Origin of the sequence: Cuniculiplasma thermophilum (assembly GCF_052315355.1) — an archaeon.
In the GTDB taxonomy this organism is placed as follows: Archaea; Thermoplasmatota; Thermoplasmata; order Thermoplasmatales; family Thermoplasmataceae; genus Cuniculiplasma.
In genome coordinates this window covers 12,490-38,468 of the sequence record NZ_JBLSDF010000017.1, presented here as the reverse complement: position 1 = coordinate 38,468, position 25,979 = coordinate 12,490, and the positions used below count along the sequence as shown (strand labels likewise).

The 25,979-nt window shown below is 36.5% G+C and carries 19 protein-coding genes and 3 tRNA genes; 13 read left to right on the top strand and 9 right to left on the bottom strand.

All coding sequences use genetic code 11. From position 1 onward, the window contains the following. The first annotated feature begins 245 nt into the window (after positions 1-245). The 8 genes from ACNF42_RS04315 (at position 246) to ACNF42_RS04280 (ending at position 5,159) form a co-directional block, all read left to right on the top strand. Positions 246-611 carry a hypothetical protein gene (locus tag ACNF42_RS04315; protein ID WP_443339315.1) on the top strand — a complete coding sequence of 122 codons (366 nt, stop codon included), beginning with the start codon at positions 246-248 and terminating at the stop codon, positions 609-611. A gap of 129 nt (positions 612-740) precedes the next feature. Continuing rightward, on the top strand, positions 741-1,109 hold the full coding sequence (locus ACNF42_RS04310; RefSeq protein ID WP_443339313.1) for a RidA family protein: 369 nt from the start codon (positions 741-743) through the stop codon (positions 1,107-1,109). Positions 1,110-1,228: 119 nt separating this feature from the next. After that, positions 1,229-2,479, top strand: coding sequence for a Glu/Leu/Phe/Val family dehydrogenase (locus ACNF42_RS04305; protein ID WP_443339311.1), 1,251 nt, complete (start codon positions 1,229-1,231; stop codon positions 2,477-2,479). Positions 2,480-2,603: 124 nt separating this feature from the next. Further along, positions 2,604-2,675: transfer RNA gene (locus ACNF42_RS04300), tRNA-Gly, on the top strand. A gap of 395 nt (positions 2,676-3,070) precedes the next feature. Next, on the top strand, positions 3,071-3,574 hold the full coding sequence (locus ACNF42_RS04295; protein ID WP_443339309.1) for an ArsR family transcriptional regulator: 504 nt from the start codon (positions 3,071-3,073) through the stop codon (positions 3,572-3,574). Further along, on the top strand, positions 3,571-4,614 hold the full coding sequence (locus ACNF42_RS04290) for an HDIG domain-containing metalloprotein (RefSeq protein WP_443339307.1): 1,044 nt from the start codon (positions 3,571-3,573) through the stop codon (positions 4,612-4,614). Before ACNF42_RS04295 ends, ACNF42_RS04290 begins: the two co-directional genes overlap by 4 nt. Positions 4,615-4,704: 90 nt before the next feature. Continuing rightward, positions 4,705-4,777: transfer RNA gene (locus ACNF42_RS04285), tRNA-Asn, on the top strand. Between the two features lie 308 nt (positions 4,778-5,085). Further along, positions 5,086-5,159 (top strand) — tRNA-Ile (locus ACNF42_RS04280). Between the two features lie 563 nt (positions 5,160-5,722). On the opposite strand, the gene ACNF42_RS04275 is transcribed toward ACNF42_RS04280, so the two are convergent. Then, complete coding sequence (locus ACNF42_RS04275; RefSeq protein ID WP_443339306.1) at positions 5,723-6,556, bottom strand: GNAT family N-acetyltransferase; 834 nt, start codon at positions 6,554-6,556, stop codon at positions 5,723-5,725. 390 nt (positions 6,557-6,946) lie between these two features. Between ACNF42_RS04275 and ileS the strand changes: the two genes are divergently transcribed. Further along, positions 6,947-10,000 carry an isoleucine--tRNA ligase gene (gene ileS / locus ACNF42_RS04270; protein ID WP_443339304.1) on the top strand — a complete coding sequence of 1,018 codons (3,054 nt, stop codon included), beginning with the start codon at positions 6,947-6,949 and terminating at the stop codon, positions 9,998-10,000. A 3-nt stretch (positions 10,001-10,003) separates the two neighbouring features. Here ileS and ACNF42_RS04265 read toward each other — a convergent pair whose 3' ends face one another. The 3 genes from ACNF42_RS04265 to ACNF42_RS04255 all read right to left on the bottom strand — a co-directional run bounded on the left by ACNF42_RS04265 (position 10,004) and on the right by ACNF42_RS04255 (position 12,420). Continuing rightward, positions 10,004-10,948, bottom strand: a complete 945-nt coding sequence (locus ACNF42_RS04265; RefSeq protein WP_443339302.1) for a thiamine-phosphate kinase — start codon at positions 10,946-10,948, stop codon at positions 10,004-10,006. Next, on the bottom strand, positions 10,949-12,007 hold the full coding sequence (locus ACNF42_RS04260; RefSeq protein WP_443339300.1) for an archaeosine biosynthesis radical SAM protein RaSEA: 1,059 nt from the start codon (positions 12,005-12,007) through the stop codon (positions 10,949-10,951). A gap of 80 nt (positions 12,008-12,087) precedes the next feature. Beyond that, a complete protein-coding gene (locus tag ACNF42_RS04255; RefSeq protein ID WP_443339298.1) occupies positions 12,088-12,420 on the bottom strand; it encodes a Rieske 2Fe-2S domain-containing protein in 333 nt (110 codons plus the stop codon). A gap of 332 nt (positions 12,421-12,752) precedes the next feature. Between ACNF42_RS04255 and ACNF42_RS04250 the strand changes: the two genes are divergently transcribed. Both ACNF42_RS04250 and ACNF42_RS04245 read left to right on the top strand, forming a co-directional pair. After that, entirely contained in the window at positions 12,753-15,473 is a 2,721-nt protein-coding gene (locus tag ACNF42_RS04250; protein ID WP_443339296.1) for a DEAD/DEAH box helicase, read from the top strand. After that, complete coding sequence (locus ACNF42_RS04245; RefSeq protein ID WP_443339294.1) at positions 15,470-15,856, top strand: toprim domain-containing protein; 387 nt, start codon at positions 15,470-15,472, stop codon at positions 15,854-15,856. Before ACNF42_RS04250 ends, ACNF42_RS04245 begins: the two co-directional genes overlap by 4 nt. 26 nt (positions 15,857-15,882) lie before the next feature. Here the strand turns inward: ACNF42_RS04245 and ACNF42_RS04240 are convergent, their stop codons facing one another. From ACNF42_RS04240 to ACNF42_RS04230, 3 genes are read right to left on the bottom strand one after another with little or no spacing between them, the layout of a single operon-like run. Next, positions 15,883-16,620: an ABC transporter ATP-binding protein gene (locus tag ACNF42_RS04240; RefSeq protein ID WP_443339292.1), complete on the bottom strand. Its 738-nt coding sequence runs from the start codon at positions 16,618-16,620 to the stop codon at positions 15,883-15,885. Continuing rightward, positions 16,610-17,668 carry a FecCD family ABC transporter permease gene (locus ACNF42_RS04235; RefSeq protein ID WP_443339291.1) on the bottom strand — a complete coding sequence of 353 codons (1,059 nt, stop codon included), beginning with the start codon at positions 17,666-17,668 and terminating at the stop codon, positions 16,610-16,612. Before ACNF42_RS04235 ends, ACNF42_RS04240 begins: the two co-directional genes overlap by 11 nt. A gap of 8 nt (positions 17,669-17,676) precedes the next feature. After that, a complete protein-coding gene (locus ACNF42_RS04230) occupies positions 17,677-18,645 on the bottom strand; it encodes an ABC transporter substrate-binding protein (protein ID WP_443339289.1) in 969 nt (322 codons plus the stop codon). 305 nt (positions 18,646-18,950) lie between these two features. Between ACNF42_RS04230 and ACNF42_RS04225 the strand changes: the two genes are divergently transcribed. Beyond that, positions 18,951-19,943 carry a glycosyltransferase family 2 protein gene (locus ACNF42_RS04225; protein ID WP_443339288.1) on the top strand — a complete coding sequence of 331 codons (993 nt, stop codon included), beginning with the start codon at positions 18,951-18,953 and terminating at the stop codon, positions 19,941-19,943. Between the two features lie 423 nt (positions 19,944-20,366). Beyond that, positions 20,367-22,553 (top strand): hypothetical protein, encoded by a 2,187-nt coding sequence (locus ACNF42_RS04220; protein WP_443339287.1) that lies wholly within the window; start codon positions 20,367-20,369, stop codon positions 22,551-22,553. Here the strand turns inward: ACNF42_RS04220 and ACNF42_RS04215 are convergent. Beyond that, on the bottom strand, positions 22,525-24,843 hold the full coding sequence (locus ACNF42_RS04215) for a hypothetical protein (RefSeq protein ID WP_443339285.1): 2,319 nt from the start codon (positions 24,841-24,843) through the stop codon (positions 22,525-22,527). The two genes, ACNF42_RS04220 and ACNF42_RS04215, sit on opposite strands and share 29 nt — an antisense overlap. A 47-nt stretch (positions 24,844-24,890) precedes the next feature. After that, positions 24,891-25,946, bottom strand: a complete 1,056-nt coding sequence (locus ACNF42_RS04210; RefSeq protein ID WP_443339284.1) for a glycosyltransferase — start codon at positions 25,944-25,946, stop codon at positions 24,891-24,893. Positions 25,947-25,979 lie beyond the last annotated feature (33 nt).

Sequence of the window (25,979 nt, the reverse complement as noted above, 5' to 3'; positions counted from 1 at the left end):
TAGCTATGAAGATTTACATGAAATACAAGGGAAATCTGGATAAATAGAACTTGAAAATGCTGTTATTGTTCATATTGCAATGAAAATCACGAACTACAGAACGAAGATAGCAGAATTAGGGTGGTTATTCGAAATCCTCTGAAATAATTTCCCATTCCACTCTATAAATTTAAAAATTTTTTTGCTAATCCCGAAAGATCAAAATAGAGACAATATCTTATTATAAGGAAAGTTATAAGGAAATTATGTTCGACAAAAATAGGAAGAAAAGACTTGAGTCATCTGCAAAGATTAAGGCAGAGAATTCACGTGAGGTACTTCAAAAATTATATAATATGTTATCAGCTTCCCATGGCGGAGATATACATCTAGAAAATTTTGATCTTAAGTATTCTTTTGCGGAAGTAAAACTGGATCAAAATGGAGAAGATGGTGTTATCGAGGATATCCCTTCGGACTTTGAAAAGGTTCTGTCACTTAGTTTTGACTTATTTATAAATCAAAAGAAGGAGAGAGAAATAATATTTGATAGAGAGGGAGTCAGAATATTCCCATTTGAAAGGCGCGGATTAGAAAAAGAAATCATTAATGATATTCTCTCCTCAAAATAGTATAATTCGGAATGAATGGAACATTATTCAATTCCCAAAATTTTTTAATAATTACTTGGGTAATTGGAGAGTATAACTATCTAACTATCCCCAGAGAAATGTGTATAAATACGCGAGCAATCCTAGTTCATGGGAATTAAAAGACTAAACCTATCAGATATGCCCAGAGCGGGGAATTATTCACATTCAGTATCGGTCGGCAATTTATTGTTTCTCTCAGGGCAATTGGGTATCAATGACAAAACAAAGGGTGACTTCTCCGGGCAATTTAGAAACGCCATGAACAATATAATAAAAATATGTGAAGCCAATGGATCAGGGATTCAAAATATTGTAAAAATGGTTGTTTATATTTCAAATCCATCTCATTTCCAGGAAATGAATAAATTGTTCAATGAATATTTTGAAGATTATCCTCCTGCAAGGACAACCATTGTTTGTTCGTTTCCAAATCCTGATGCATTGGTTGAATTAGAAGCTACGGCATATGTTGATTGAGCATAAACAAAATATTATTTTTCTTATTTCATAATCATTTCATTTTAAAAAGTGAGCATAAAAAGGTTAAAAAGTTTAAACGTTTGTAAAGCATATCCCTGCAACCATAAGGTGATTAAATGGTTGAAGACTTAGATCCGTTTGATATTGCAGTAAAGCAATTAGAAAAGGCTGCGAAAGTTATGAAACTTGACCAGCAAGCTCTCGAGATTTTAAAGACCCCTCAGCAGATTCTTCAGGTCAGCCTGCCTGTAAGAATGGATGACGGAAAGGTAAAGGTTTTTACTGGATTCAGAGTGCATTATAACAATGCAAGAGGTCCTGTAAAAGGGGGAATAAGGTTCCATCCAGAAGAGACTCTTTCCACAGTCAAGGCTCTATCGGCATGGATGACTTGGAAAACAGCAGTTGTTGATATACCACTGGGTGGTGCAAAGGGTGGAATTATATGCGATCCAAAGAAAATGAGCGCAGGTGAGCTTGAAAGATTGAGCAGGGCATATGTGAGAGCCCTTGGAGAATTCATTGGTCCCGAAGTTGATATTCCTGCTCCAGATGTTTATACAACTCCTCAAATCATGGCATGGATGATGGACGAATATGAAAATATTGTTAGAAAATCAGCTCCGGGCGTTATTACTGGAAAGCCCCTGACTCTTGGTGGATCTCAGGGAAGAGGGGATGCCACAGCAAAGGGAGGTATGTACGTCCTGAAGGTGGGAGCTAAAAAGAAAGGTGTTGATCTTTCAAAGGCAACCGTTGCAGTTCAGGGTTTTGGAAACGCAGGACAATTTGCGCTCAAGTTGGTCAAGGAACACTTCGGTTCAAAGGTAGTGGCCATTTCTGATACCAAGGGAGGAATCTATCTCGAAAGTGGTCTTGATTTTGACAAGCTAATGGCCCACAAGCAGAAGCACGGCACTGTACAGGATTTCCCCGGCGCAAAGAACATAACAAATGAAGAACTGTTAGAGCTGGGTGTAGATGTGCTTATTCCCGCGGCAATTGAAAACCAAATAACCGGATCAAACGCGTCAAAGATAAAGGCAAAAATTATACTGGAACTTGCAAATGGACCAACAACACCAGAGGCCGATGAAATACTCTATAAGAATGGGGTTCTGGTTCTACCTGACTTCCTTGCAAATGCAGGAGGTGTTACAACATCTTACTTTGAGTGGGTACAGAATGTTGGGGGATATTACTGGACTCTGGAAGAGGTATATGAGAAACTGGACAAGAAGATGACTGCTGCGGCAGAGGCGGTTCTTGAAACATCAGACAAATACAAGGTCGACCCAAGAACAGCAGCCTATGTTATCTCTGTTCAGAGAGTAGCTGACGCTATGAAGGCCAGAGGCTGGTACTGAGGATACCAGTAAATTTTTTAAAAATATATATTTAATTTTTAATTTATTTTCTTAAAACCTCAGTTCAAAAGGTTTCACATCTCGTAATTTTTTTATAAGACATCCCAATACGCAAAATACCAGAGCGAGAATAGTGTAGTGGTTATCACAGGGGCTTCCCAAGCCCTTAACCCGGGTTCGAATCCCGGTTCTCGCATGTTGTTAAATTTTAGAAATACGACACTGTGATTGAAAATCTTAATATGTGGCATTTTGCAGGATATTTTGTTTCTTCATTTTTGGATCCAATATTTACCCAGATTGAATTTAGATCATATTCTCTGTTTTAGTAAATTTATGATAATCCAGAACACCATTTCATCGACTATGAATTAATGCTGCTTTCTTTACCATCCATAAGGGGGCAAACATTATGTAAGAGATTTTCCAACACATTATAAGGAAGTAACAATTCAAATTTTGGCCGTGAAAAATTTCTATCTATATCTGTTTAATTCCATGTTTTACAATTGGTGCAAAGTTGGTCGGTTATACCATATAAGCATAAGAAAAATTAGCAATAGAAATATAGCTTAAAGAAATACCTTATAGATGGCAGGACGAATTAAAGTTATAAACGACCCTGGAGAGCTTGTATCAATATTCAGGGCATCTGATACGGATATAAAAAGAAAATTACTTATCGATCTTTCCACAAGCTGGATTACCTTGCCAAAAATTCAAGAAAAATATGGTATTGAAGGAAAACGGGCTCTTCTCTACCTGGATAAGATTAAAATGCTGGAAAGCCAATGGATGACTGGTGAAAATGGTCCGGAAAAGGCTTATCACACATTCTATAACAATGTGCAGATAAACCTTATGGGTACAATGACCGAATTGGCGGATATTATATATGCTACTACTCTATCTGAATCTCAGCTTGAATCATACGAGAAGGAAATAGAGGGAATGATGACATCTGGTGAAGGAGTTTTCCTTGGGGAAGTAGCAGAAAAATTAGGTGTATCTCAAACCCTCCTAAAGGGTTTGGTGAAAAGATCTAGAAACCTTCAAATCAAAGGTTTTAAAATAGAAAAAGTTCTTGAAGAATGACAGCCAAACTTAGCATTTACAGGTACGGTCACAGACCCGCCCGAGATAAGAGAATTACTACTCATGTGGCGCTTACGGCAAGGGCATTTGGAGCGAGTAATATACTTATAGATACGCCGGATAGGAGTATTGAGGAAAATATACAACGTGTAGTTGAAAATTTTGGTGGTCAGTTTCAAGTAGAATCAGGTTATTCTTTGGAAAAATTTCTTTCAAATGAGCCAAAATTTATACATCTTACGATGTATGGTCAACTTATCCAGGATGTTGAAGACAAAATCAGGGAATTAACAAATAAAAATGATCATATATACATTTTTGTGGGAGCAGAGAAGGTACCGGGTATTGTTTACTCTAAAAGCTCCTTAAATGTTGCAGTCACTCAACAACCAATAAGTGAAGTATCAGCTTTGGCAATATTGCTGGATAGAATATATATGGGTAAAGAGCTTCAAACGAATGAGTGGGGTCAAACAAGAATAATTCCAAATGAAAAGGGAAAGACAATAGAATTCGTTCCCAACAAATCAACCTGTATTGAAATTTTGAAGAGGCACGGTGCTTCTGAAGAATTGATAAATCACAGTCTTGCTGTAGAATATGTCGCTCATAAAATATGCAAAGAAATAGAATGCGACTATGATCTGGTTTCAGCCGGAGCCCTGCTTCATGATATAGGCAGGACTATTGATAATAGCATAACTCACGGCATCACTGGTCAGGAAATTTTAGAGAAAGATAGAATTTCCAAGAGGGTACAAAACGTCGTTTTGAGACATATTGGAGGAGGAATTACTGATGATGAAGCTGCATCCTTAAATATGCCAAGGAGAGGACTGATGCCAAGTACATTGGAGGAAAAGATAGTCTGCACGGCAGATAATCTTGTTAAAGGCAATAGACGTATAAGTATAAAAGATCAAATAAAGAGGTATAATGAAAAAGGGCTCCCGGAAGCCGCAGAAAGGATAAGGAAAATGTATGAAGAGTTATGTGAGATGGTTGGTTTTGATATAGATTCCCTTAAACTGTGGGAATAGATCAAATTGTTCAAAATAGAGGTAATTGGTATTGCAGACCTTTTCATAATTCGAAAAACTTAATTGCCACCTTTTAATTAACCAAAACAAGCCGCTGTAGCTCAGCTGGTAGAGCACTCGCCTGTTAAGCGAGCGGTCGTCGGTTCGAACCCGACCGGCGGCGTTAAAGGAGAATATATTTATATTTTTACACTATGTTGTTATACGATGAGAACCACTAAAAGTGAATCGGGGTTTTTACTTTCTTTCTCACTACTGCTTATAATTATATTTATTTATGCTGGGCATCCCGGTAACAGAACAGAAAATGTGATTTTTTTATCCATTTGGTCAGCTGCATTGATTGTCTGGTTATTCATCTACATCATGAAGTATGGGAGTATAAGAAGAAACAAATCAAGGTAAAAACGAGTAAAAGTCATTTACACTATTGGAAAAGTTTAAGTGAAATTTTGACATTGCCAATCTACTGGGGTTGTAGCTTAGCTAGGTAGAGCGCCTGGCTCATAACCAGGTGGTCATTGGTTCGAATCCGATCAGCCCCATACTCTATTGCGTTCTATTTTTTGCTTCATTTCGATGTGTAATTTGGTTTCATCATAAATTCTCTTAAATATAACAACATAGTCTTAGTATCTTTGAGATTCGAGATTAAAGAATGAGGAAAAGTCTGGTTAGGATAAATACTGAATCCAACATCCCATGAATCCTTCATATTTCGGAAAGTTTGGTCTCCGATGGATTTCAATACTACATTTTTATTGTTTTTTTAATTGCATATTATGTAGCATCATATTGCCTTTCATCCGCCATTGAAAATTATGAGACTTAAGTACTCTCTTGAATTCTTTATTATTTTTATTATGTATCCTTAACATTATTTCATTTCCGTTAAATAAGGCTATCATTTCGGCAACTGAATTATATTATTATGGAAGACCATAATGTTTAGTAGAAGGGCATGGGAATGATAAATCATTTGGTTCATATTATAAACATATCTATGAGATTATGAAAATGTTCCTGCAGACGTATTCTTCATGACTATACAACACCTGGGTCCCTATGTCAAATTCTTTTAAAATAAATTATGGGACGATCAGTTATTCTATGATATTTTATAGGAATAACTGTTTAGTTCGCACATTTTTTCGAAGCCTGATCTTTCACAAATTGGAGCAGAAGTGTTTTTCATAGCATGAATTATGAGATATTCAATATGGAGTTTCTCAGCATCTTTTACTCTTGCCCACACCATGTTCTTATAAATACCTCTCCCCCTGTATTTTGGCATGACTGCAGCTCCATCTAAAATACCGAAATGATCCTCTATATCAAGTTCCAAAATGGAAAATCCAACCAACTCTCCACTTGTTTTTTCTCTTGCAACATATGCCTTTATCTGATCTCCATACCTCTCTGTTGAATTCAGTGCCCTCGCCATCATTAGCACTGCCATTGCAGCATTATTGTCCATACCCATTCCAAAAGAATTCACCATCAAATCAATGTGTTCATTAAGAAAGTCTAGAGAAACACTTTCAACATCAAAGGCTGGATTTATTTTCAAATCGACGTCTTTCGTTCTCATTGCCATACCAAAGGCAGATCCTTCTTCATCGTAATTAAATCCATATCTTATGAGCCTTTCACGAAGGTCTTTAGGTCTGCTTGTGGGACCTATAATCCAGCTGAATGATTTGTTTTCTTTCTTGTAAAAATCTATTACCTTTTCAATTGTGTAATCGGCTTCTGTCTCCTTCAGATCAGCAATCCCAACATGATTTACTTTTTCTGAATTAATTGGCGATACGTATCCTTTGATACCTTCTATTTTGACCCTCTTCATTCCCAGATTTTGGAAAAATTCATCGTTTAATCCTTTCATATCCAATATTGCCATTGTTTTATCAATTATGCTTTGAAGATTATACTTCTCCATGCAAATTATAACTATTATAACATTATAAACATTTTGATAATATAAATAATATTATTAAATATATTCATTTTTAAGACCTATTTTCAATCCCGGCATAAAAATATTGCTAAATCAGCTATGATGTTTTATGTACTACTTTGATCCTTTATAATGATCATGTTTTTCCAATAGCCTTAGATATTTTTTTAAAGCTTGGAAACTTTGTGGTTGAATTTAAATTCAGTAAATACTTTTTTGAAATAAATCTGAACAGGAATTTTGTAGAAAATTTTCATCATGACCTGAACAAATACATTCTGTAGGTCTTAATAATTGTTATATAGGTTTCATTCAGATTTACGTGGTCAGGATCAATTTTTTAATGGAATTATAATTTAGGTAATGTTGCGTATGGCTTTCGAATTAATTCCACAGGGTAAAAAAGTCAAGGACTTTGCAGAAGAAATAAGTAAGTACTGGGACGATTTAGGTGTTTTTCAAAAAATAGAAAAAATGCGAGAAAACGGATCTCCTTTCATCTTCCTTGAAGGCCCTCCCACGGCTAACGGAAGACCACATGTTGGTCACGCACTCACGAGAACAATAAAGGACACTGCCCTAAGATATAAAACCATGATGGGCTATAACATAAAACGCAGGGATGCAGGGTGGGATTGCCACGGACTACCAGTTGAACTAGAAGCAGAAAAACATTTTGGATTTAAAAATAAATCGGAAATAGAGGATTTTGGTGTTGATAGATTCAATGAATACTGCAAAGAAAGCGTGTTCAGGTATATAGACGAATGGCACACAATGGATAAACGTCTTGGTTTTTGGATAAACCAGGATAATGCATACATCACATTGAGAGATGACTACATTCAGAGCGAATGGTGGGCGATGAAGAAGATGTTCAGTAATGGAGATTTATACAAGGATTTCAGAATATCTCCATATTGCCCCCGGTGTGAAACCACTTTAAGTTCCCACGAACTTGCTCAGGGCTATAAGGATGTCAAAGATACGTCTGTATACGCTAAATTTAAGATAAATGATGATGGAAGGTATGCAATAGCCTGGACCACAACTCCATGGACATTGCCTTCGAATATGCTTCTTGCAGTAAATGAGAATGAAAAATACGCGGATGTGAAGTACGGAAACGAAGTATACATAATTGCTTCTGCCCTAGTTTCAAAGGTATTGAAAGAGAATTACCAGATTTTAAGGACTTACAGTGGAAAGGAATTGATAGGCCTGAAATATGAGAGGCCCATAAGCTTCATCGAACTACCCGATAATGCCTGCAGAATTGTTCATGGAGATCATGTCAATCTCACTGAGGGTACGGGAATAGTTCATACTGCACCAGCCTTTGGTAGTGATGACTTTGAGCTTGGAAAAAGAGAAGGGTTAATACTTGTGAACCCAGTCGATCTGCAGGGAAAATTCAACGATAAAAGGCTTCCATGGTATGGAAAATTCGTAAAAGATGCAGATATAGATATAATAAAGTACCTTAAGTCTAAGGATTTGGTCATCAGAACCGAGAAATATGAGCATTCCTATCCATTCTGTTACAGGTGCGAGACACCCTTACTTTATTATCCAATAGATGCTTGGTTTGTCAGGGTTTCAGCTTATAGAAAGGAATTGGTTGAAAACAATATGAATGTGAATTGGATTCCATCACATCTGAAGGAAGGCAGATTCGGTAATTTTATAGAGGATGCTAAAGACTGGAACCTTTCGAGAAACAGATACTGGGGTACACCTCTTCCAGTCTGGACATGTTCATGCGGACATATGGAAGCTATAGGGTCAATACAGGAGCTGATGGAGAGATCCGGAATGCCAAGGCCAAAGGAACTCCACAGGCCCTATGTGGATGAAATAACAATGAAATGTCCTGACTGTGGAGGTAAAATGGTGAGAGAACCCTTTGTGATAGACACATGGTTCGATTCTGGAAGTTCAACCTATGCTGCAACGGAATACCCATTTAAGGGAGATGTACCTCAACTACCCGTATCATTCATAACGGAGGCCATAGATCAGACCAGAGGCTGGTTCTATGTTCTTCATGTCTTATCAACAATTCTCTTCAAGACAAATGCTTATTCTAATGTGTTTTGCGCAGAATTTATACTGGACTCAGAGGGCAAAAAGATGAGTAAGAGCAGGGGGAACGGTGTTCTGGCTATGAAGATGATGGACGATTTCGGGCCAGACGCCTCAAGGTTGTTCTTTTTTACTTCTGCACCCTGGAAACCTAAACCCCTCATCGAAAAGGTTGTAAGAGAGAATGAAACAAAGATTCTCGGTACACTGGTAAATATATACAGCTTCTTTGCTTCCAACGCCAATCTGGACAACTATACCTTTGATGGGCTGAAGGAGAGTTCCAACATACTGGACAAGTGGCTCATTTCAAGAGTGAATACCACTGTAAAAGAGTGCAGAAAATCAATGGACATCTTTGAGTTCCATGACGCGCAGAGGCTAATCTCTGATCTTATAGATGATATCTCTAACTTTTACCTGAGATTATCAAGAAGAAGGTTCTGGGAATTATCAAAGGACAAAACCGAGGCTTATTCAACCTTATTTTATTCCCTTGATGTTGTGTGCAGACTTCTGGCTCCTATTGTGCCCTTTACCTCTGAATACATATATAGAAAACTGCATCCTGACGTGTTGAGTGTCCACGGGACAATGTATCCGGAACCGGAAGAGAATCTTATAGACACTAAGATAGAATCTAAAATTGGTGTCTCAAGATTGGCTCTTGAACTGACAAGAAGAGCAAGACAGACTGCAGGCATTAAGGGTAGGCAACCTGTAAGAGAGCTGTTGGTAATGTCAGCAAATCTCACAGAATCCGATCTGGAACCTGTCAGGGAGGAGATGAATGCAAGATCCATCAAAATAATAAGTCAGTCAGAAAAACCTGAAAGGGCATTTATAAAAATTATAAATTCAAAGGCAGCACCTATTCTTAAATCAAGATTTTCTGAATTTGAAAGATTCATAAAAGAGCTTAATGAATCAGGGGAAGTCGAAAAGATGAAAACGGCCGGCATATCTTTTGAAGGGATAGAAATACCAAAAGATGCCCTGGAGTTTCAGACTGGAGCAGCTGAAGGTTTTGTAAAGGAGAGTGAAGGTGATCTGACAATCTATCTGAACACTTCGATTGATCAGGAACTGGAAATGGAGGGCCTGAGCAGGGAAATCATAAGAAGGATTCAGGTAATGAGAAAGGAGAAAAATCTTGAGTATGATGAAAAAATTGATTTGGCCATACACGCTGAGGAGAAAATCATAAGGGCAGTGGAAAAATTCAGAGACAAAATAATGTCAGAAACTCTTGCCGAGACAATCAACACATCTATGGACGATAAATCTGAGGGAAGATTGTGGGAGATCGAGGATCAGAAGGTTTACATAGAAATAATGTAGTTTCTATTTGAAATATTCCCAGCCTTTTCCTTCAATTTTTGCCCATCTTTCTCCGTCAAATATTAAATTATCTCCCTCCCAGACATCTCCAATATAGCTCACTTTTATTCCCTTCTCTTCCATGGTCTTTGAAAATTTCCCATAATCTTCATTCTGAATGGTAAAAAGGAGTTCGTAGTCGCCACCTATATTGCATCCTATCTCGGTCATGGAAAGGCCGTATCTTTCAGATGTCTTTTCCACGGATTCGTGAAAAGGAAGTTCACTTTCCACTATTCGGAAACCATATCCATAGTCCCGTTTCATCTGACTCAGGCATCCAAAAAGTCCATCTGACATGTCCATCATAAATTTACCTCCGGATCTCGCGATTTCCTGTCCCTCCAAAATTCGTGGATTTATATCCACTATCTCATTCCCATTTTGTTCAACATCGACTCCGTTTATATAATTCACGTAAGCAGATCCAACTCTTCCCAGTTCATTTGTCATGCATAATATCTGGTTTTTTCCTATCCTGTTTCGGAATGTTATCTCTCCTTCTTTTGCGGTTCCAATGCAAAAACCTGCAAAGCTTGTGGATTTGCCAGGTTTCGTATCGCCACCTATATATTCAGTGTTATAGGCAGATAGTATCTTTCCAAGGCCACTTGAAAATTGTTCAAGGTAATCCTCGTCCATATCATCCCCTATAAGGAAGGCAGCCATAAATGACAAAGGGGTGCCACCCATAGCGGCAATATCAGAAAGATTTATAGATCCAAAAAATTTGCCAGCTTCAAAAGGATCAACACCAGCTGGAATATGATTCTGGGGGGTGATCGAATCGGTTGTGGAAAGAATGTAACTGTCTCCAATCCTTGTGTAGGAGCAATCGTCCGAAGACTCTTTTACTCCGCCCTTATTCATTATTCCTCTTATTATGTCTCTTTCTCCCTTTACAACCATTCAAACGCTCACCGATCCACTTGAGATCTTTCTTATAAAGGAGTCTATATCATAGGAGATTGGTATGGAAGATTCCACATCCATATACGCTTTGTATTCTGTAAGATCTGAGTTTTCGTAATATTCTCCAAGTTTTTCAAAATTTTGCGTCAGGGAGGCTTCAAAAATTAATTTCAGAAGTTCCGGATCTTTCTTATTGTTATGTGCACCTCTCTCCATATTTGCCCCTGTAGGATAACTCAAAACCTCCGCCTCTGCATCCTCTGTTTCGAGAAGAACTCTGGCAACACTCCATAGCCACGGAGGTCTGTATAAACCCTTCTTCCACATTTTTTCAACCAGGGTATTTTTTTGTATATTCATTGGATTTACAGAAATATCATCTGAAACAGCAGCACAATCATAAACTGATTTTTTAGCATCCCTTATTGCTGCTTCCTCATTTAGAAATAGGGGCTTTAAAAGAAGATATGATCTCAACTCTAGATCATATTTATTCACAATGGACGCAGCATCCAGAAATTTTTTGAATGTTGTTCCCTTGTTTATGCTCTCTCTTATTATCTTGTCGTTTGTGCTTTCAACTCCAATGGCAATCCTTGTATCTATGCCTGAATCCCTCAATTTGGACATCGTTGAATTGGTCACAAATTCTGTTCTCGATTCAATCAGAAGTTTGTCAATCTTTTTTGAAACATTTTCAACAAAGTAATTAAAAACTTTTTCAGGTATTTCTCTTGAATCAAGGAAACTTCCCGAGGTGAATACCTTTAACACCTTTTGGTCTGTTAAAAATTCCATTAATTTGTCTATCTGTGTCATTAGATCCTCAGGAGTCACATTGCTATTTACGTCGTTAAAATAACCGCACATTGAACATGATGTAAAATCGTACCATGCACAACCCCTTGTCCTGAATATAACAACAGCAGTATTTTCAGGTTTTCCCCTGAGTCTGTCCATTTCATTCCACATGGATACAGGAGAACGCTGATCTGTATCTCTGACCCTTGATGGCATGAGATTCTTAATCTGAATAGCAAGATCTCTGTTGATCATATATAACCAAATGTTTACTCATTTCTTAATATTTGTTAAAGCATTTCCAAAATTTAAGAAAATTGGTTTTGCTTTAAAGTTCATATTTCAACTTCTATAAATCCTTGATTTTCTCTCACATTAAATTTCTTCAAACCGAGTTTTTCCATTGGACTATTTGGTGCTACAGAGGGTGGTTGAATCATATTTCCTGTCCCAAGATCGAAAATTGCATGATGGCAAGGGCACTTAACCTGATCTTTTTCTTCATCATAATCTCCCAGTATGCATTTTGCGTGGCTGCAAACTGCATTCATTGCCTGCAGGCCATTTTTGTTCTTTGTAAAGAATATAATATTATCTCCAACCTTTGCGCTTAGATGTCCGCCTGCGTTTTCAATAGCCTTAATTCCAACGACTTTTTGCCATGTCATAATTAAGAATTATTCATCCCTATTTAACAATGATGTATATATATCCATTACCGGGATTTTGGCTAATTAGAGAAAAACCAATTCATTATTATTTTTGATGTTTATTGGTTATTGTCCCACTAAAGCCTCATTCTTTCCAAGGATCCAGTTCACTTATCTATACATTGTGGATAAGATGTTATACATACGAGAATACAGGAAAAAAGGTTTTTATACTACTATATTTTTTCCTTTTTGAGGTGAAGCCATGGTATCCCAAGTCAGGAAAAGGGATTATGATGATGACGACGATGACATGGATGATGACGACGATAATTAAATAAGTGAAAGGAATGGACGAAAGAATTAATTTTTCTGATTTTTTTACAGATGATTTTGCTCGTTTTGTGAAATCTCAAGGTTTTAAAAATCTTACAGAAGCTCAGGAAAAATTCATACCAGTTGTTAGATCCGGAAAGAATGCTGTTCTCATCTCGCCTACTGGTAGCGGAAAAACTGAGGCAGCCATATTTCCAATTCTTGATCGCATAAGATCTGAAGACCTCACACCAGTAAGCTGCATATTCATAACCCCTCTTAGGGCATTGAACAGAGATATGCTTTATCGTCTGAAGAAGTATGGCGAAAGCCTTGGACTTAAGGTTCAGGTGAGACACAGCGATATTTCTGAGAATGAGAGAAGAGAAATCAGAGACAATCCGGCACCAATTCTGATTACAACACCAGAATCCCTTCAGATACTTTTGAATTCCAAGAAGATGTCGAATTCATTGAAAAATGTAAAATTCGTCATAGTAGACGAACTCCATGAGATGGCTCAAAACGAGCGTGGAACACAACTATCAATTGGTCTGGAGAGGCTGAAAGAAATTGCAGGGAACTTTCAGAGAATAGGTCTTTCAGCTACAGTTGGGAATCCTGAAGAAATATCAAAATTTCTATCTCCTCAGGATCCTGTGGAAATTGTTCACACAAGTCTTGTAAAATCAATGGACTTTCTTGTGGAAATTCCAGAGAAGGCTCCAGAGGAGGTTTCCAATAAAATGGGATGTGATCCAGATTATGCAGGTGCTATAAAAAGAATTCACGATCTTGTCATGAGTCATTCAGGCACTCTTGTCTTTGTTAATACAAGGAGTGTGGCAGAAGATATCTCTTTCCGTCTATCTCTCTATTATGGTGATATACCAGTAATGGTTCACCACGGTTCACTGTCTAGGGATATACGGGAAGAGGCAGAAAGAAAATTCAAGGCATCCCTGATCAAAGGGTTGATATGCACCTCATCACTGGAATTGGGTATAGATATTGGTACGGCGGATCTTGTAATTCAGTTCAATTCTCCAAGGCAGATAAATAAACTGATTCAGAGAATAGGAAGATCAGGACATTGGATTGGAAGCATCTCAAAAGGAATCATTCTCTGCACCGACATTATTGAGTTAGAAGAGGCAAATGCCATAGTAAATCAAATACAGGAAAGTGTTCTTGAGCCCGTACTCATAAGGGAAAAATCAATGGCCACTCTGGCAAATCAGGTTTTGTTAAGAGTGCATCAATTGAGAAAGTTTGACAGTCTTGAATTTTATAGATTAATACACCAAGCGTACCCATTTAGAAATCTTAGCTATGAGGAATATGAGGAACTTTTGATATTTCTAAATGATTCCAGAAGAATTCATTACAAGGATGGTAATGTAACTCCTGGGTATGGTTCCCTTGATTATTTTATTGGGAATATATCAATGATACCAAGCGAGAAGAATTACAGAGTAATCGATATAATACAAAAGAAATTTGTAGGAACACTTGACGAAAGATATGTTCTAAACGAGATAGAACCTGGATCATATTTTGTAATAAGAGGTTCAACGTGGAGAACAATACGCTTGGACGAGGATAAGATACTCGTAGAACCATTCAGAACTGCAGCCCTGACACCAAAATGGACTGGAGAAGATATTCCAGTACTTCCAGACGTAACTTTTAGGGTATCTGAAAATAGAAGAATGAAAGTAATAAGTAAGAATTTGGAAGAAAAATCTGCAGAAAAACTTGCCCAGTGGTATATGAACGATATAGGTCTGATAGATCGGGTTATAGTTGAAACAAAGGGAAATGAGGTCATAATTCAAATTTTACTAGGTACAAAGGCTAACTTCGCCCTTTCTGAAATTATGGCCTCAATAATATCTGCATTCACAGGAGAAAGTGTTGAGACCGATTATTCCCCCTATCATATATATCTACGATCTTCCATGAAGATCGGGGCTGAGGAAATCGTCAAGACTATCAGGAGCCTCTCTAACCGGGATTTAATATCAACTATTGAAAATACTGCCAGAAGATCCAGGTTTTTCAATGGTGTATTCCTATATGAAGCAAGAAAGTTTGGTATAATAAAGAAAGATGCAGACATGTCAAGAATTAGAATGGAGAAAATTGTAGACTCATACAGGAGCACAATTCTTTACAGAGATTCTGTAAGGAAAATGATGTATGACTATATGGATATAGACGAACTCAATAATTTTCTCAAGAGCCTGGATAAGATTGAATTTGTGACAAAGAATGGATTTTCAGACGGTACGGAGACATTTTTAACCCATTATTCAGAAAGAATAGCACCACTTAAGCCAACTAAGGCAATAGTTGATTCCATAAGGGAAAGGCTCCTGAATGAGGAGATTACTCTTATATGCACCAGATGTTTTTGGACTCACACCGACAAAGTCTTAAACATAAAAAACACAAAGTGTAAAAACTGTGGAAGTTCACTGGTTGCTGCAATATCTCCATATGAAAAGGATTCTATTATCAAAGCCATTTCGCAGGATAAAATTACTGCCAAGGAGAAAAACGCCCTTTCAAAATCTGCACATCTGGTAAGGGAGAGAGGGAGAGATGCATTGATGGTTCTAGCAGGAAGGGGAATAGGCCCAGAAACCGCATCAAGGCTTCTATCGGTGAGATATCTGAACGATGATGATCTCATTCAGAATATAATTAGATCTGAAAACGATTTTTCGAAGAACAGGAGGTACTGGAATTGAGCGATCAAAGGTTGCTTAGTATTCTCGAATTGGAAAAGGAGAGAAACATTCAAGTCCCAATAATCGTGGAAGGCATTCATGATATTAACGCTCTAAGGAAAATCGGTTTTACTGGAAACATAATAAAGATAAACGATGGTACAAGTATACATGAATTCTGTATGAGGATATCAAGCAAGTATGAGGAAATCATAATGTTGACTGATTTCGACAAAAAGGGAAGGCAATTAAGGGAACGAATAGAATCACTGCTCTTATTGAACAATGTTCATGTTAGCACAACCCTTTGGAGAACATTAAGAAAATATAATATAAAAAGCGTAGAGGACCTTCCCTCACTGATAAGTTCCATTGAAAACGAAATGAGAGAGAATCGGAATTAAATTAATGCCGTTATCATAATTATAATTTAAGAGTCAGAAAAGAACCGTTTTCCCTCTGGGGAATCATACATCTGGAACTTTGCATTATATGTCTTTTCCAGATTTTCAATTGTCAGTATTTGTTTTGTTTCGCCATAATCCATAATCTTCCCCTCCTTCATTAAAACCATTTTATCCGAAACCTTAGATGCATAATTTATGTCGTGAATCACAACTATTATTCCTTTTCCCATTTTTTTTAGGTTTTTCAGTATACTTGTTAGCGATGAAATTTTATCTATATCTAGAAAGGATGAAGGTTCATCCATAAATATATACCTGGAATCCTGATATATACCTGCCGCTATCATTACCATTCTCTTTTCTCCTCCACTCAGCGTCAAAAAATCACGATCCAATAAATGAGGAATGGCGCATATGGATAGTGCCTCGATCATTGAAGCCTCATCGTCCCCCCTTGTAAAAGCAGATATTTCCATTATGTCTCTCACGGTGAAACTCATAGGCACTGGTATTTCCTGTTTGACTACTGCTATTTTCCTTGATATCTCCCTCTGTGTCATCTTACGGATACTTATTCCATCGATATTTATATCTCCAAATTCGTATTTGTTCAAGCCCGATAGAACGTTAATTGTGCTTGTCTTCCCTGAACCATTTTTACCACAAATTGATAGTATTTCACCCTCACTGAGTGTCAGATCGATGGGACCGATATTAAGCGAACCTCTTTTAAATTCTAGACTCTTCGCTTCAATTGTCATAATAACCACGATTGGAAATCTTCATCATAAGAAGCATGAAGAATGGCACTCCTATGATTCCTGTAATAATCCCAATGGGAATAACTTCGCCAATTACTATACTATGGGCCAGATCATTACTTAGAATAAGAAATGTTGCGCCTAGCATTGCAGAGGCAGGTATCACGTTTTTATTTGAACCTCCGAAAATCAGTCTGGATACATGGGGAAAAATAAGCCCTACAAAACCTATAAGTCCACTTATGGAGACAACAGCGGAAACTGAAATGGTTGATATGATTATTGCCATTGCCTTTGTCCTTTCAACATTTACCCCTACCGATCTTGCATGATCCTCACCCATCTGAAGGGCGTTTAGCTCCTTGCTCATTGAAAATAGGATAATCGAAGAGAGTATGACCAGAGGTACAACAATCATATCTTCACTCCATGATATCCCTTGCAAGGATCCTAGAAGCCAGAAAAAGACCTCATTTTCCATATTGGGCCTGCTATATAGCAAAAGGGCAACTATGGAGGTCATGAAAAGGGAGATTGCAATTCCTGTGAGTAACATAAGCACTGGTGGGCTTCTTCCCCTCCTCATTGACATTCCATAAACCATTCCTACAGTGAGAAGGGAGAAAAGAAAGGCTGAAAATTGAAGTGAATAACTCCCAAAAAAATAGAAACCAAATACTATTACAATTACGGCGCCAAATGTCGCACCGCTAGAAACCCCTGTAATATATGGTTCGGAAATTGGATTTCTAAAGATGCTTTGTATAACCGCACCTCCTACTGCCAGAGATGCACCCACTGCTGCTGCACCTATGATTTCAGGTTCCCGAAGAACAACAACTATTTCATAATACTTAAAAGGAACAGAGAGACTGTGGTACCCAGTTTGATATAAAAAGGATTCAAATACATATTTTAACGGAATTGAAACAGGGCCAACCAGCGTAGAAAAGATTACGGATAGCATAAAAAATACAACGATTAGAAAATACCCTACTCTTCTTCTATTTTCGAATAGATTTACCGAGATTAGCCTGTTTCTAAACATCTTTAATACTACTCCGATTGAACCTGCTTTGGCTCAGGGTTGTACTGAAGGGATATGGGAAAAGCTGGAAGGTTTGCTTTTATTCCATATACTTCATATAAGAGCCAGGAAACTCCGTATACACATCTAAATGTTGGTTCCTGAAATACGTTATCATTGAATATGCTGTATATCCTGTGTGTCTTATAGGCAGACGTTTGTATGTATGGGGTCTCATTAACTAACGATGTGTTGAAGTATTGATCTAAAATTAATACCTGAGGGTTTCCGCTTACAATGATTTCGTTTGAAATTTCATAATATCCTGTCTGATTGGCGGCGATATTCTTCATATGCGCATATTCAAAAATCTGGTTCATAAAAGTTTCATTACCCGCTGTCCATGTACCGTGAGAACCTGGATAAAGAGCATAGAACATTGAGTATACTTGTGGTACACTTATATTGTGGAACACATTGAGAGACTGATTTATCCATCTGTTGATGATCGACGCATTGCTCTGGGTTCCGGTGAGTTCCCCAAGAAGTGTTGTCTGTTGCTCTATGAGATTAAAACTTGTGTTAGTCCCCGATGAAAGAAAAACATAATCAATTCCCAGGGAAAGTAACTGATTTATCTGACTCTGGGAGTAATTTGTAAATGAAATTACTGCATCTGGTGAGAGGTTTACTATTTGCTGTATACTCATTGCCGGGTAATCAGATACATTGGGAAGATTCTCGTTTGGAGGATAGGAGTCATAACTGTTACCACCAACAAGGTACTTGTACGCACCAAGAGCATATAGGGTCGTTGTTGCTGCTGGATCAAGGGAAACAATTTTCGTAAGTTTTACTCCCTGTATGTTATTTGTATTAACACCGATTACTATCCCCTTTCTGGGATGAGTCTGGTAGGCATCATAGACTATAAGCCCTGCTACAATCACAACTACGACTACTGATAATGCCAGAATTTTCCTATTGGTATCGTTCATGAAATTCACTTTACTAATATGAAATTAACTTCAAATATATAAATTTATTTTGAAATGATTTGTGTATTTCTCAGGTCATTGATTTTAACTATCCTGCTGTTTGAATCTTCCTGCTTTATTTTCAAACTGAGTTGAAGTTCCCTTGATTATTTCAGTCTTAAAGATAAATGTTTAAAAATATGATAGTATTAGTTCCACTGAAATTCTGGAAATTTATTCTTTTCGATCATATTGAAATATGCAATGAAAATAGAAAGTGTAGATTCTTAACAAAAGTTTATCACTGTATTGCACATTTCCGGATAGTGCCAGAAAGTTATTCACAGCAGGTCAGATTTTACGAATTAAGAAAAACTCAGAAGTTTAACGTGAAATTAAGTTTCATATGCATTTTTTCTGGTCGGGATACACTTTTGGAAGAATCAATCGAAAGTATAATTGACATAGCTGAAGAAACTGGTTTAAAATACGAGATCCTGATCATGAATAACACTTTCTACGGAATAAATCCTCAGGCAGTGGAAGGAATAAAAAAGACAAGTGTGGAGCTAAAGATAATTCAATCTCCTGGTCTAATAAGAGGCACAGCTAAAAACGAGGCATTTAAAAACGCCAGTGGTAATTATGTAGTTTTGTTTAACCCTGAAAAAGTATATGAAATATCTTATGCCGATCTACTATATTCATTCGTGAGGCAAAGAGAAAAGAGAATGTTGTTTTCAGAATTAATCATCATACCAAGGGACATAATAGAAGAAAATCATGGTTGGAAGAATTTGCGTGTATCTGAGGATCTAGAATTTTTTACAAGAATTTCAAAAAACAACGGCATCCTTTTTTATCCAACAGAAGGAAGAAAAACAATGGATACATTCATACAATACCGCCCTTCACAGATTCAGAAGAAGAGGGAATACCGGAGACTAAGCAGGGTGAAAAAAGTTTCTTTGCTAAGAGATATGACCGTAGGTTGTAACTATGGCTTCAAGGACCTATTTATTCTGGCTGATAATTCTGAGAGAAAAAACATAAGTGAGCGGTTGATCCTTATTGCAGCCTACATTTCGTCAAAGACTGGAGAACCAAAGGTGAAGAAACAGGAAAAAAACAATTATGTACAATTTATGGAAGCAATGTTCGAATCTATTATTTTAGGAGAATATAAGAGATTTGACTTCTTTCAAAAACCACTCCGGATAAGCATAACTGAGGATGAGAATAAGTATCTAGCTCAGAGGAGCGAAATCTGGACTAAGATAAGGCCATCTATCAAGCCTTTTGTGGATAATAAAATATAGTCTAAGTTCTTTTCATTGAAAATAAATCCAAACTATCCTATCTCAATAAGAACTTGAAATAAGAGAATCGATGATTTTCTATTAATTCAAAAAAAATCTTTCAGATTATTCTTACACTAATAAAAATAATACAATTCAATCACATTAATAGCAATAATACTTTGGTTAAGGGTGCAATTTATTCAACAGTTCTAAGAAATTTTATATCTAAAATTATTCAACAACCGGTATTTAATGGGCACACAACACATCACGGGCTTACTCCTTATCATACTTGTTTTGTTATCGCCAATTATTGTGGCTCAACATAATAATCCTAATGACGTTAATTTTAATCATTTGGAAGATAATCCTTATACTAACAGTAATAGGATGGTCTATATAAATGGGAATTTAACTATAAACAACCTAAATAAGACATTAATGTCCAACCATACCGTAATTTTTCTCGGTAATTCAACTCATAATTTATGTATATCTACCAACATCACAATATTTAACGAAATTTTAGAATCAAACTGTGGTCCAGTTCAAATCAGTAACACGGTAACGGGCATCAATGTTGCTATTGTGGATTCTATTTTCGAATTTTCTGGTTCATTTTACTTACATAATATGTCTCTGAACATGGAAAATTCCAAACTCCTTGGAGGCCATATAAGAACTGAATTTTCATTTGTTCATGGTTTAATAATAAATTCCACCTTGAATACAACATCGGCAATCGAAATTGGAGGTCAGAGGTATTTAACTGGACAGGTATGCAAAAATGGGCAGCCTGCAGGAGGATATTTGCCTGTAAAGTTTACCCTAAAAAGAGAAACCTTTAGTGAATTTCCAATAGATATAATTTTAATGAGTATAAATTACACAGCCACTTTAAATGAGAATATTTCAATTTCCATGTCGCCCTCAAATTCATTGAATTTAAAGGAAAATTTTACCCTGGAACGAAATCAAAGTTTTGAAAAAGTCAGATTTTTATTAAAGAAACCTTTGTACATTGGCAGGATTCAGAACAATTCAAGCTTCTGGGGATACATAAACGCATCTCAACCGCAAAATATCACAATATGGGGAGCAAAGCTGGCACTATACTCAACAAGCGTGCTGAACTATACAGGAATTACACACAACTTCATCATGGTTTCACAAAGCAAATTAATTGTTGTTAATAGCATTATTAAAGGTAAATCTGGGAATTTTGAGAATGATGGAATACCAAACTGTAGTAAAACAGGATTGATCGGGACAAATAACAGCAGTATCCTTATGATAAATCCCACATTTTTAGACTGGACCGGTGATCTAAATCTAAGCAATTCCCCGGTTGTTCTTGAAAAGGGAAGTACCCTCAAGATGTTTACTTCCATAATATTAAGGGGTGATATGCACAACTTAACTGAAATTGTGAATCTCTCAAATCTCACCATATTTGGAAATAATGGAGTGAAAGTTGAATTGCCTGAAAAATACTATTCCTACGGTGCAAATGGCCGTATCAGCGCTTATGTTATGGTGCTAAATATGAGCAATAATTTTGAAATTTTTAACAATTTTAATGTTTTTATTTTCAACAGGAGTTACTCTTTCTCCATCAACAGTTCAAAAATTATGGCAATTCATGAATTTGTATTCAATATTTCATTAAATTTCACATCTCAGATATATTCATCAATAAGCGTTGAATACAACAACACAACAGTCAATACTCATTTCATGGAGGAGAGTTTTTACAATGTTTCGCAGAATGTCTCTCTGTCCTATGGTATTACTTATGGTGAAAATCGAACTTTTGATGAAGATTATTACAATAAGATGGAAACTGGTTTAATGAACACTCAGTCCGAAACTCTTCAAAGAGAATCATCCTTTAATTGGACAGAGTTATATGCCTATATCGTAATAGAATATTTCAACGGTCTAAAAACGATTCAGGTTCAAAAAAGTCTCACTTTACAGGTTCCACCACATTATTTTAATTACTCACTGGAAGAGAGTGGTCTCCCGAGTAATTCTACTTGGGGTATAGTAGTTAATAACAGGATGTATCAAACGTCCACAACTTATTTGAGAATTGGCCTTTTGAAGCCCAAAGAAGTTGTTAGAGTAGAAAATACTTCGCTCTATCATCCTGAAAGTGCTGAGTTCTGTATGGAACATGGAAAATTAGACATTCAATTCGCTAGAACCTATGGGTATGTAAATATCATCATTTTATCAAGCGTAAATAATTATCACATCACTTACGATAATCTGACCTTTGAATTTAAAGAGGACAATATAACATTGCGGATTCCTTATGGTATAACATCTTTAACTATTAAGGACAGGTACGGTATTAAAGAAATAAACGTATCTCTCTATACGAAATGTGAGAAAGTAATTGTATCAATGCCGGGGCCGAAAATTGATTATTTACCTATGATGGTTGAAACTGGAGTAATTATTGCAATCTCATCCACTGCATATTTCATAATAAGAAGGGAGTTCTATTCATTTTGTCCATATTGCATGGAACTGGTAAAACCATTCGGTATTTACAGGCATCACTGCAAGTACGGCCAAGATATTAAGCAAATTAAGAAAGATAAAAGTTCCAGGCGCTAAAGTAAGATGAACCAGGTTTGCCCATTTCAACGAAATATTCTACAGAAATATTATTTAGGTCATTCAGGTTTGAATCCAGGAGATGTGCAAGATTAAAAACCTGCGTAAAATTTACGCTACCGCTTCTTTGAAAGATGTAATAGTTACTCATAATTTGCCTAATATTATCGCTCTGATTCTTTTCCAATATTATGAAAACAGAAGACTGATCTGGTAAAAGAAATTCTATCCCTTGAAGAGCACTGTAATTTTCTCTAATAAGTTGAGATGAATTGGTACCATTTCCTGATATACTATAGTTAAATCTGAGAATTGCATTATTTCTAGCGAGATATGTTAAATTGACATATGGATCAATAAGATAAGCCCTGTTTATGGATACATTCGTAGCATCCTTAAGCCTAGGTGTATAAAGTGTTAGATTGAATCCATTTGTCCAAATCTGCTTGCCATTTATTTGAATATAATTAAAAGTATCATTGCTGGGCAGAGCCGATACATATGCCCATGACACGTAGGGATCCACGGTTTTATATTCAGGAAAATCCATTTCATAATTTGAAAATCCAGTTTTTGATGTGTAATTTGTCTTAGCTGTGAAAAACTTACTTTGAAGGTCGTAATATGCCTGCACTCTTATTATAGACGCATTCGTAATTATATCAACGGAACTTATTGGGGTTATCTGAATGTTATTGTGACCAGGTGAAATAGTTTTATTCGTTTTCCATATTAATCCATTATAATTCCCTTCAGTAGCATTATTGGTTAATATCCTAAAAAATACAGGAGTGTTTATTGACATACCCTCAGTTGGGTTGTAGGTAATGTTGACATCCATACTTGTAATTGAGCATGGAATTTGTTGTGGGGAGCTCATGTTTGTTATGGAATTGATAACAAAAACATTCGTTGGAGGAGATGTATATTGCACATACACAGTTCCACCAATACCTGCCACAAAAATAATTAATATTACTAATATGGCCTTAAGGTTTGTTGAATTGACAGTATTTGAAAGATAATTTTTAATTTTCTTCCCTGTGTCATTTATTCCTTCCCAGAAGTTTGATGACTTTTGCTCTTTATTATCGTTTAGTTTACTATCTGAAACGAAATCAGCATATGTTAATATAATCAGCATTCCCCAATCAATTATGTAACCCATCAGAACTCTATAGTTGAAAAGAAAGATAATTATTGGAAATGAAAAAAATGCATATTTCAATTTATCATAGAATCGTATATAAATAACAAGCATAATAGCAATGGTCATAATTAAAAGTACCGCGAAGACCCTTGAAGGTATATTAATTATACCGGAGAAGACCACCTCAGAGAAACCCACTCCAATTCCAATAACAGGTTGAAATTCAGCTTCAACGATATTTCTCAACCACTGGTGATATCCCATAATTATGAAAGGTAAGTTACTCAGAAGAAATGAGATGACGGCCAATGCAAAAAAAGAAAACATCTGTTTCCAAGAATTTCCCTTTTCTCTGAACATGTAATACATAAAGAAGGGTAGCACAATCACTGCAATCTGCTTGGATGACAGAGAAAGACCGTACAAAAAACCGGAAATCTCTGGTCTATCCTTATATATATAGGCTAAAACGAGGAAAAATACCCATAAAACGTCCGTGGAACCTCCGACAGAAAATCCAAAAAAGCTTATATCGAGAGCTAATAGAAGAGCCAGAAAAGGTAATGAATCTAGCATATCTTTCTTCTTGGTATACCAAAAGACAACTAAAAACAATAGAACTGATATTACAAAAAGGTCCGTATAATCTGGAAGGCCAAAGTAAGCCGCTGGAATAAAGGCGAGTACTGACATTCCTGGATATAGCAGATAATTTACAATTCCACCGTTCAATTGGGGCGTTACATAAATTGGATTTGGTTTTATGGTTTTAAAAACATTTACCATATTAGAATTTATGTAAGGATCCTTACCTTCTGTGAAAATTTTTGCAGCATAATATTGTATTATTATTTCATCAGTATAGGCGTTTGGAAAAATGGTTGAAACAACAAAAAAGACTTCAATAATTGATAAAATCAATCCTATATAAATAAGATAATTAGGAATTGTTTTACCCTTGAACAGTGAGGAAAAATATAGCAGTAAAAGGAATCCCACAATTACTAAAATCCACCCGTTCACAATAGCTGCTGTGTTTAGGTAAGATACAAAATCTATTGATAAAAAAGGAATTATGATGAAAGCGAAACCAGATAACGCATATCTAAATCTCTCCCAATAAATCTGATTATCGCTCATTTAATCAAATAGGTAATTATGATAAATTAATAGTTTTTTCCATACATTTACAGGTGCCATACCACCCCTTGGCTACCGCCAAAGTTTGTTGAGAATGATCCCAATATGCCTATGGCAGTTGCAAGCAAGTATCCCACACCAAATAATGTGAGTACGAATATTAACGCAAAGTATATTCCAGAACCAAGACTTGACATCATATTATATTTCAGGTATTTCCTAAACACTGTTCCCTTAGACTTTCTGTTCTTGTAGGTCCAGTAGTTATTGAGTAGGAAATTAGACAATATGGAAGCTTCTAAGGCAATAATTGCACCCAGGTATATAGACTCGTTCAAGCCTCCAACAATTATTCTCATCAATAGGAGATTTAGTATTGCGCCAGTCATACCTACAACAAGGAATTTTAACATCAGGTAATCAGAAAGACTGAGCAATAATTTCACGTATCTTATGAATTCACCCATTCCGAGTTTACTTTTTCCGTTCTTTCTTTTGTTGAATCTGTACGGAACTTCTGTAACATTTTTTGTTCCTGAGGCGACGAGAACCTCAAGTAATATCTTGTATCCATTTGATTTAATCTGCTCCGGTTTTATTATGTCTCTTCTAAAGGCAAAATAACCAGACATAGGATCCTTAATGCCTTCAGTCTCCTGAAGATTCATATGGGCAAGTAGGGTCGCAACTCTAGATATGGTTTTTCTCATAAGACTAAAATCAGATTGGCCTCCTCTAACGTACCTTGAGGCTATAGCCACATCCTTTCCCCTCCTCAGTTCTTTTAGTAATCTGGGAATAATTTCGGGTGGATGCTGGAGATCACTATCCATCACTACTACATATTTGCTTTCAGACTTAAGTAAGCCATCCCTTATTGCAGTAGCTATACCATTTTTTCCTGGTCTTTTGACAACAACAATATTACCGTATTTCTTACTAAGGCGTTCTGCAACATCAGCAGTTTTATCTGGGCTATTATCATCAACAACTACTATTTGGCCATCAAGCCCCATTGTCTCAATCCTGTGAATCAGTAGAGCAATGTTCTCAGCCTCATTGTATGTTGGAATGATTATGCTGACTTCGTTGATTGGTACCACCTCATAATTAAATAGCCAAATTCATAATCCTTA

Excerpts from the sequence above, each read along its gene's own strand:
- ACNF42_RS04315 (WP_443339315.1), top strand. The coding sequence starts at position 246 with ATGTTCGACAAAAATAGGAAGAAAAGACTTGAGTCATCTGCAAAGATT.
- ACNF42_RS04310 (WP_443339313.1), top strand. The coding sequence starts at position 741 with ATGGGAATTAAAAGACTAAACCTATCAGATATGCCCAGAGCGGGGAAT.
- ACNF42_RS04305 (WP_443339311.1), top strand. The coding sequence starts at position 1,229 with ATGGTTGAAGACTTAGATCCGTTTGATATTGCAGTAAAGCAATTAGAA.
- ACNF42_RS04295 (WP_443339309.1), top strand. The coding sequence starts at position 3,071 with ATGGCAGGACGAATTAAAGTTATAAACGACCCTGGAGAGCTTGTATCA.
- ACNF42_RS04290 (WP_443339307.1), top strand. The coding sequence starts at position 3,571 with ATGACAGCCAAACTTAGCATTTACAGGTACGGTCACAGACCCGCCCGA.
- ACNF42_RS04275 (WP_443339306.1), bottom strand. The coding sequence starts at position 6,556 with ATGGAGAAGTATAATCTTCAAAGCATAATTGATAAAACAATGGCAATA.
- ileS (WP_443339304.1), top strand. The coding sequence starts at position 6,947 with ATGGCTTTCGAATTAATTCCACAGGGTAAAAAAGTCAAGGACTTTGCA.
- ACNF42_RS04265 (WP_443339302.1), bottom strand. The coding sequence starts at position 10,948 with ATGGTTGTAAAGGGAGAAAGAGACATAATAAGAGGAATAATGAATAAG.
- ACNF42_RS04260 (WP_443339300.1), bottom strand. The coding sequence starts at position 12,007 with ATGATCAACAGAGATCTTGCTATTCAGATTAAGAATCTCATGCCATCA.
- ACNF42_RS04255 (WP_443339298.1), bottom strand. The coding sequence starts at position 12,420 with ATGACATGGCAAAAAGTCGTTGGAATTAAGGCTATTGAAAACGCAGGC.
- ACNF42_RS04250 (WP_443339296.1), top strand. The coding sequence starts at position 12,753 with ATGGACGAAAGAATTAATTTTTCTGATTTTTTTACAGATGATTTTGCT.
- ACNF42_RS04240 (WP_443339292.1), bottom strand. The coding sequence starts at position 16,620 with ATGACAATTGAAGCGAAGAGTCTAGAATTTAAAAGAGGTTCGCTTAAT.
- ACNF42_RS04235 (WP_443339291.1), bottom strand. The coding sequence starts at position 17,668 with ATGTTTAGAAACAGGCTAATCTCGGTAAATCTATTCGAAAATAGAAGA.
- ACNF42_RS04230 (WP_443339289.1), bottom strand. The coding sequence starts at position 18,645 with ATGAACGATACCAATAGGAAAATTCTGGCATTATCAGTAGTCGTAGTT.
- ACNF42_RS04220 (WP_443339287.1), top strand. The coding sequence starts at position 20,367 with ATGTCCAACCATACCGTAATTTTTCTCGGTAATTCAACTCATAATTTA.
- ACNF42_RS04215 (WP_443339285.1), bottom strand. The coding sequence starts at position 24,843 with ATGAGCGATAATCAGATTTATTGGGAGAGATTTAGATATGCGTTATCT.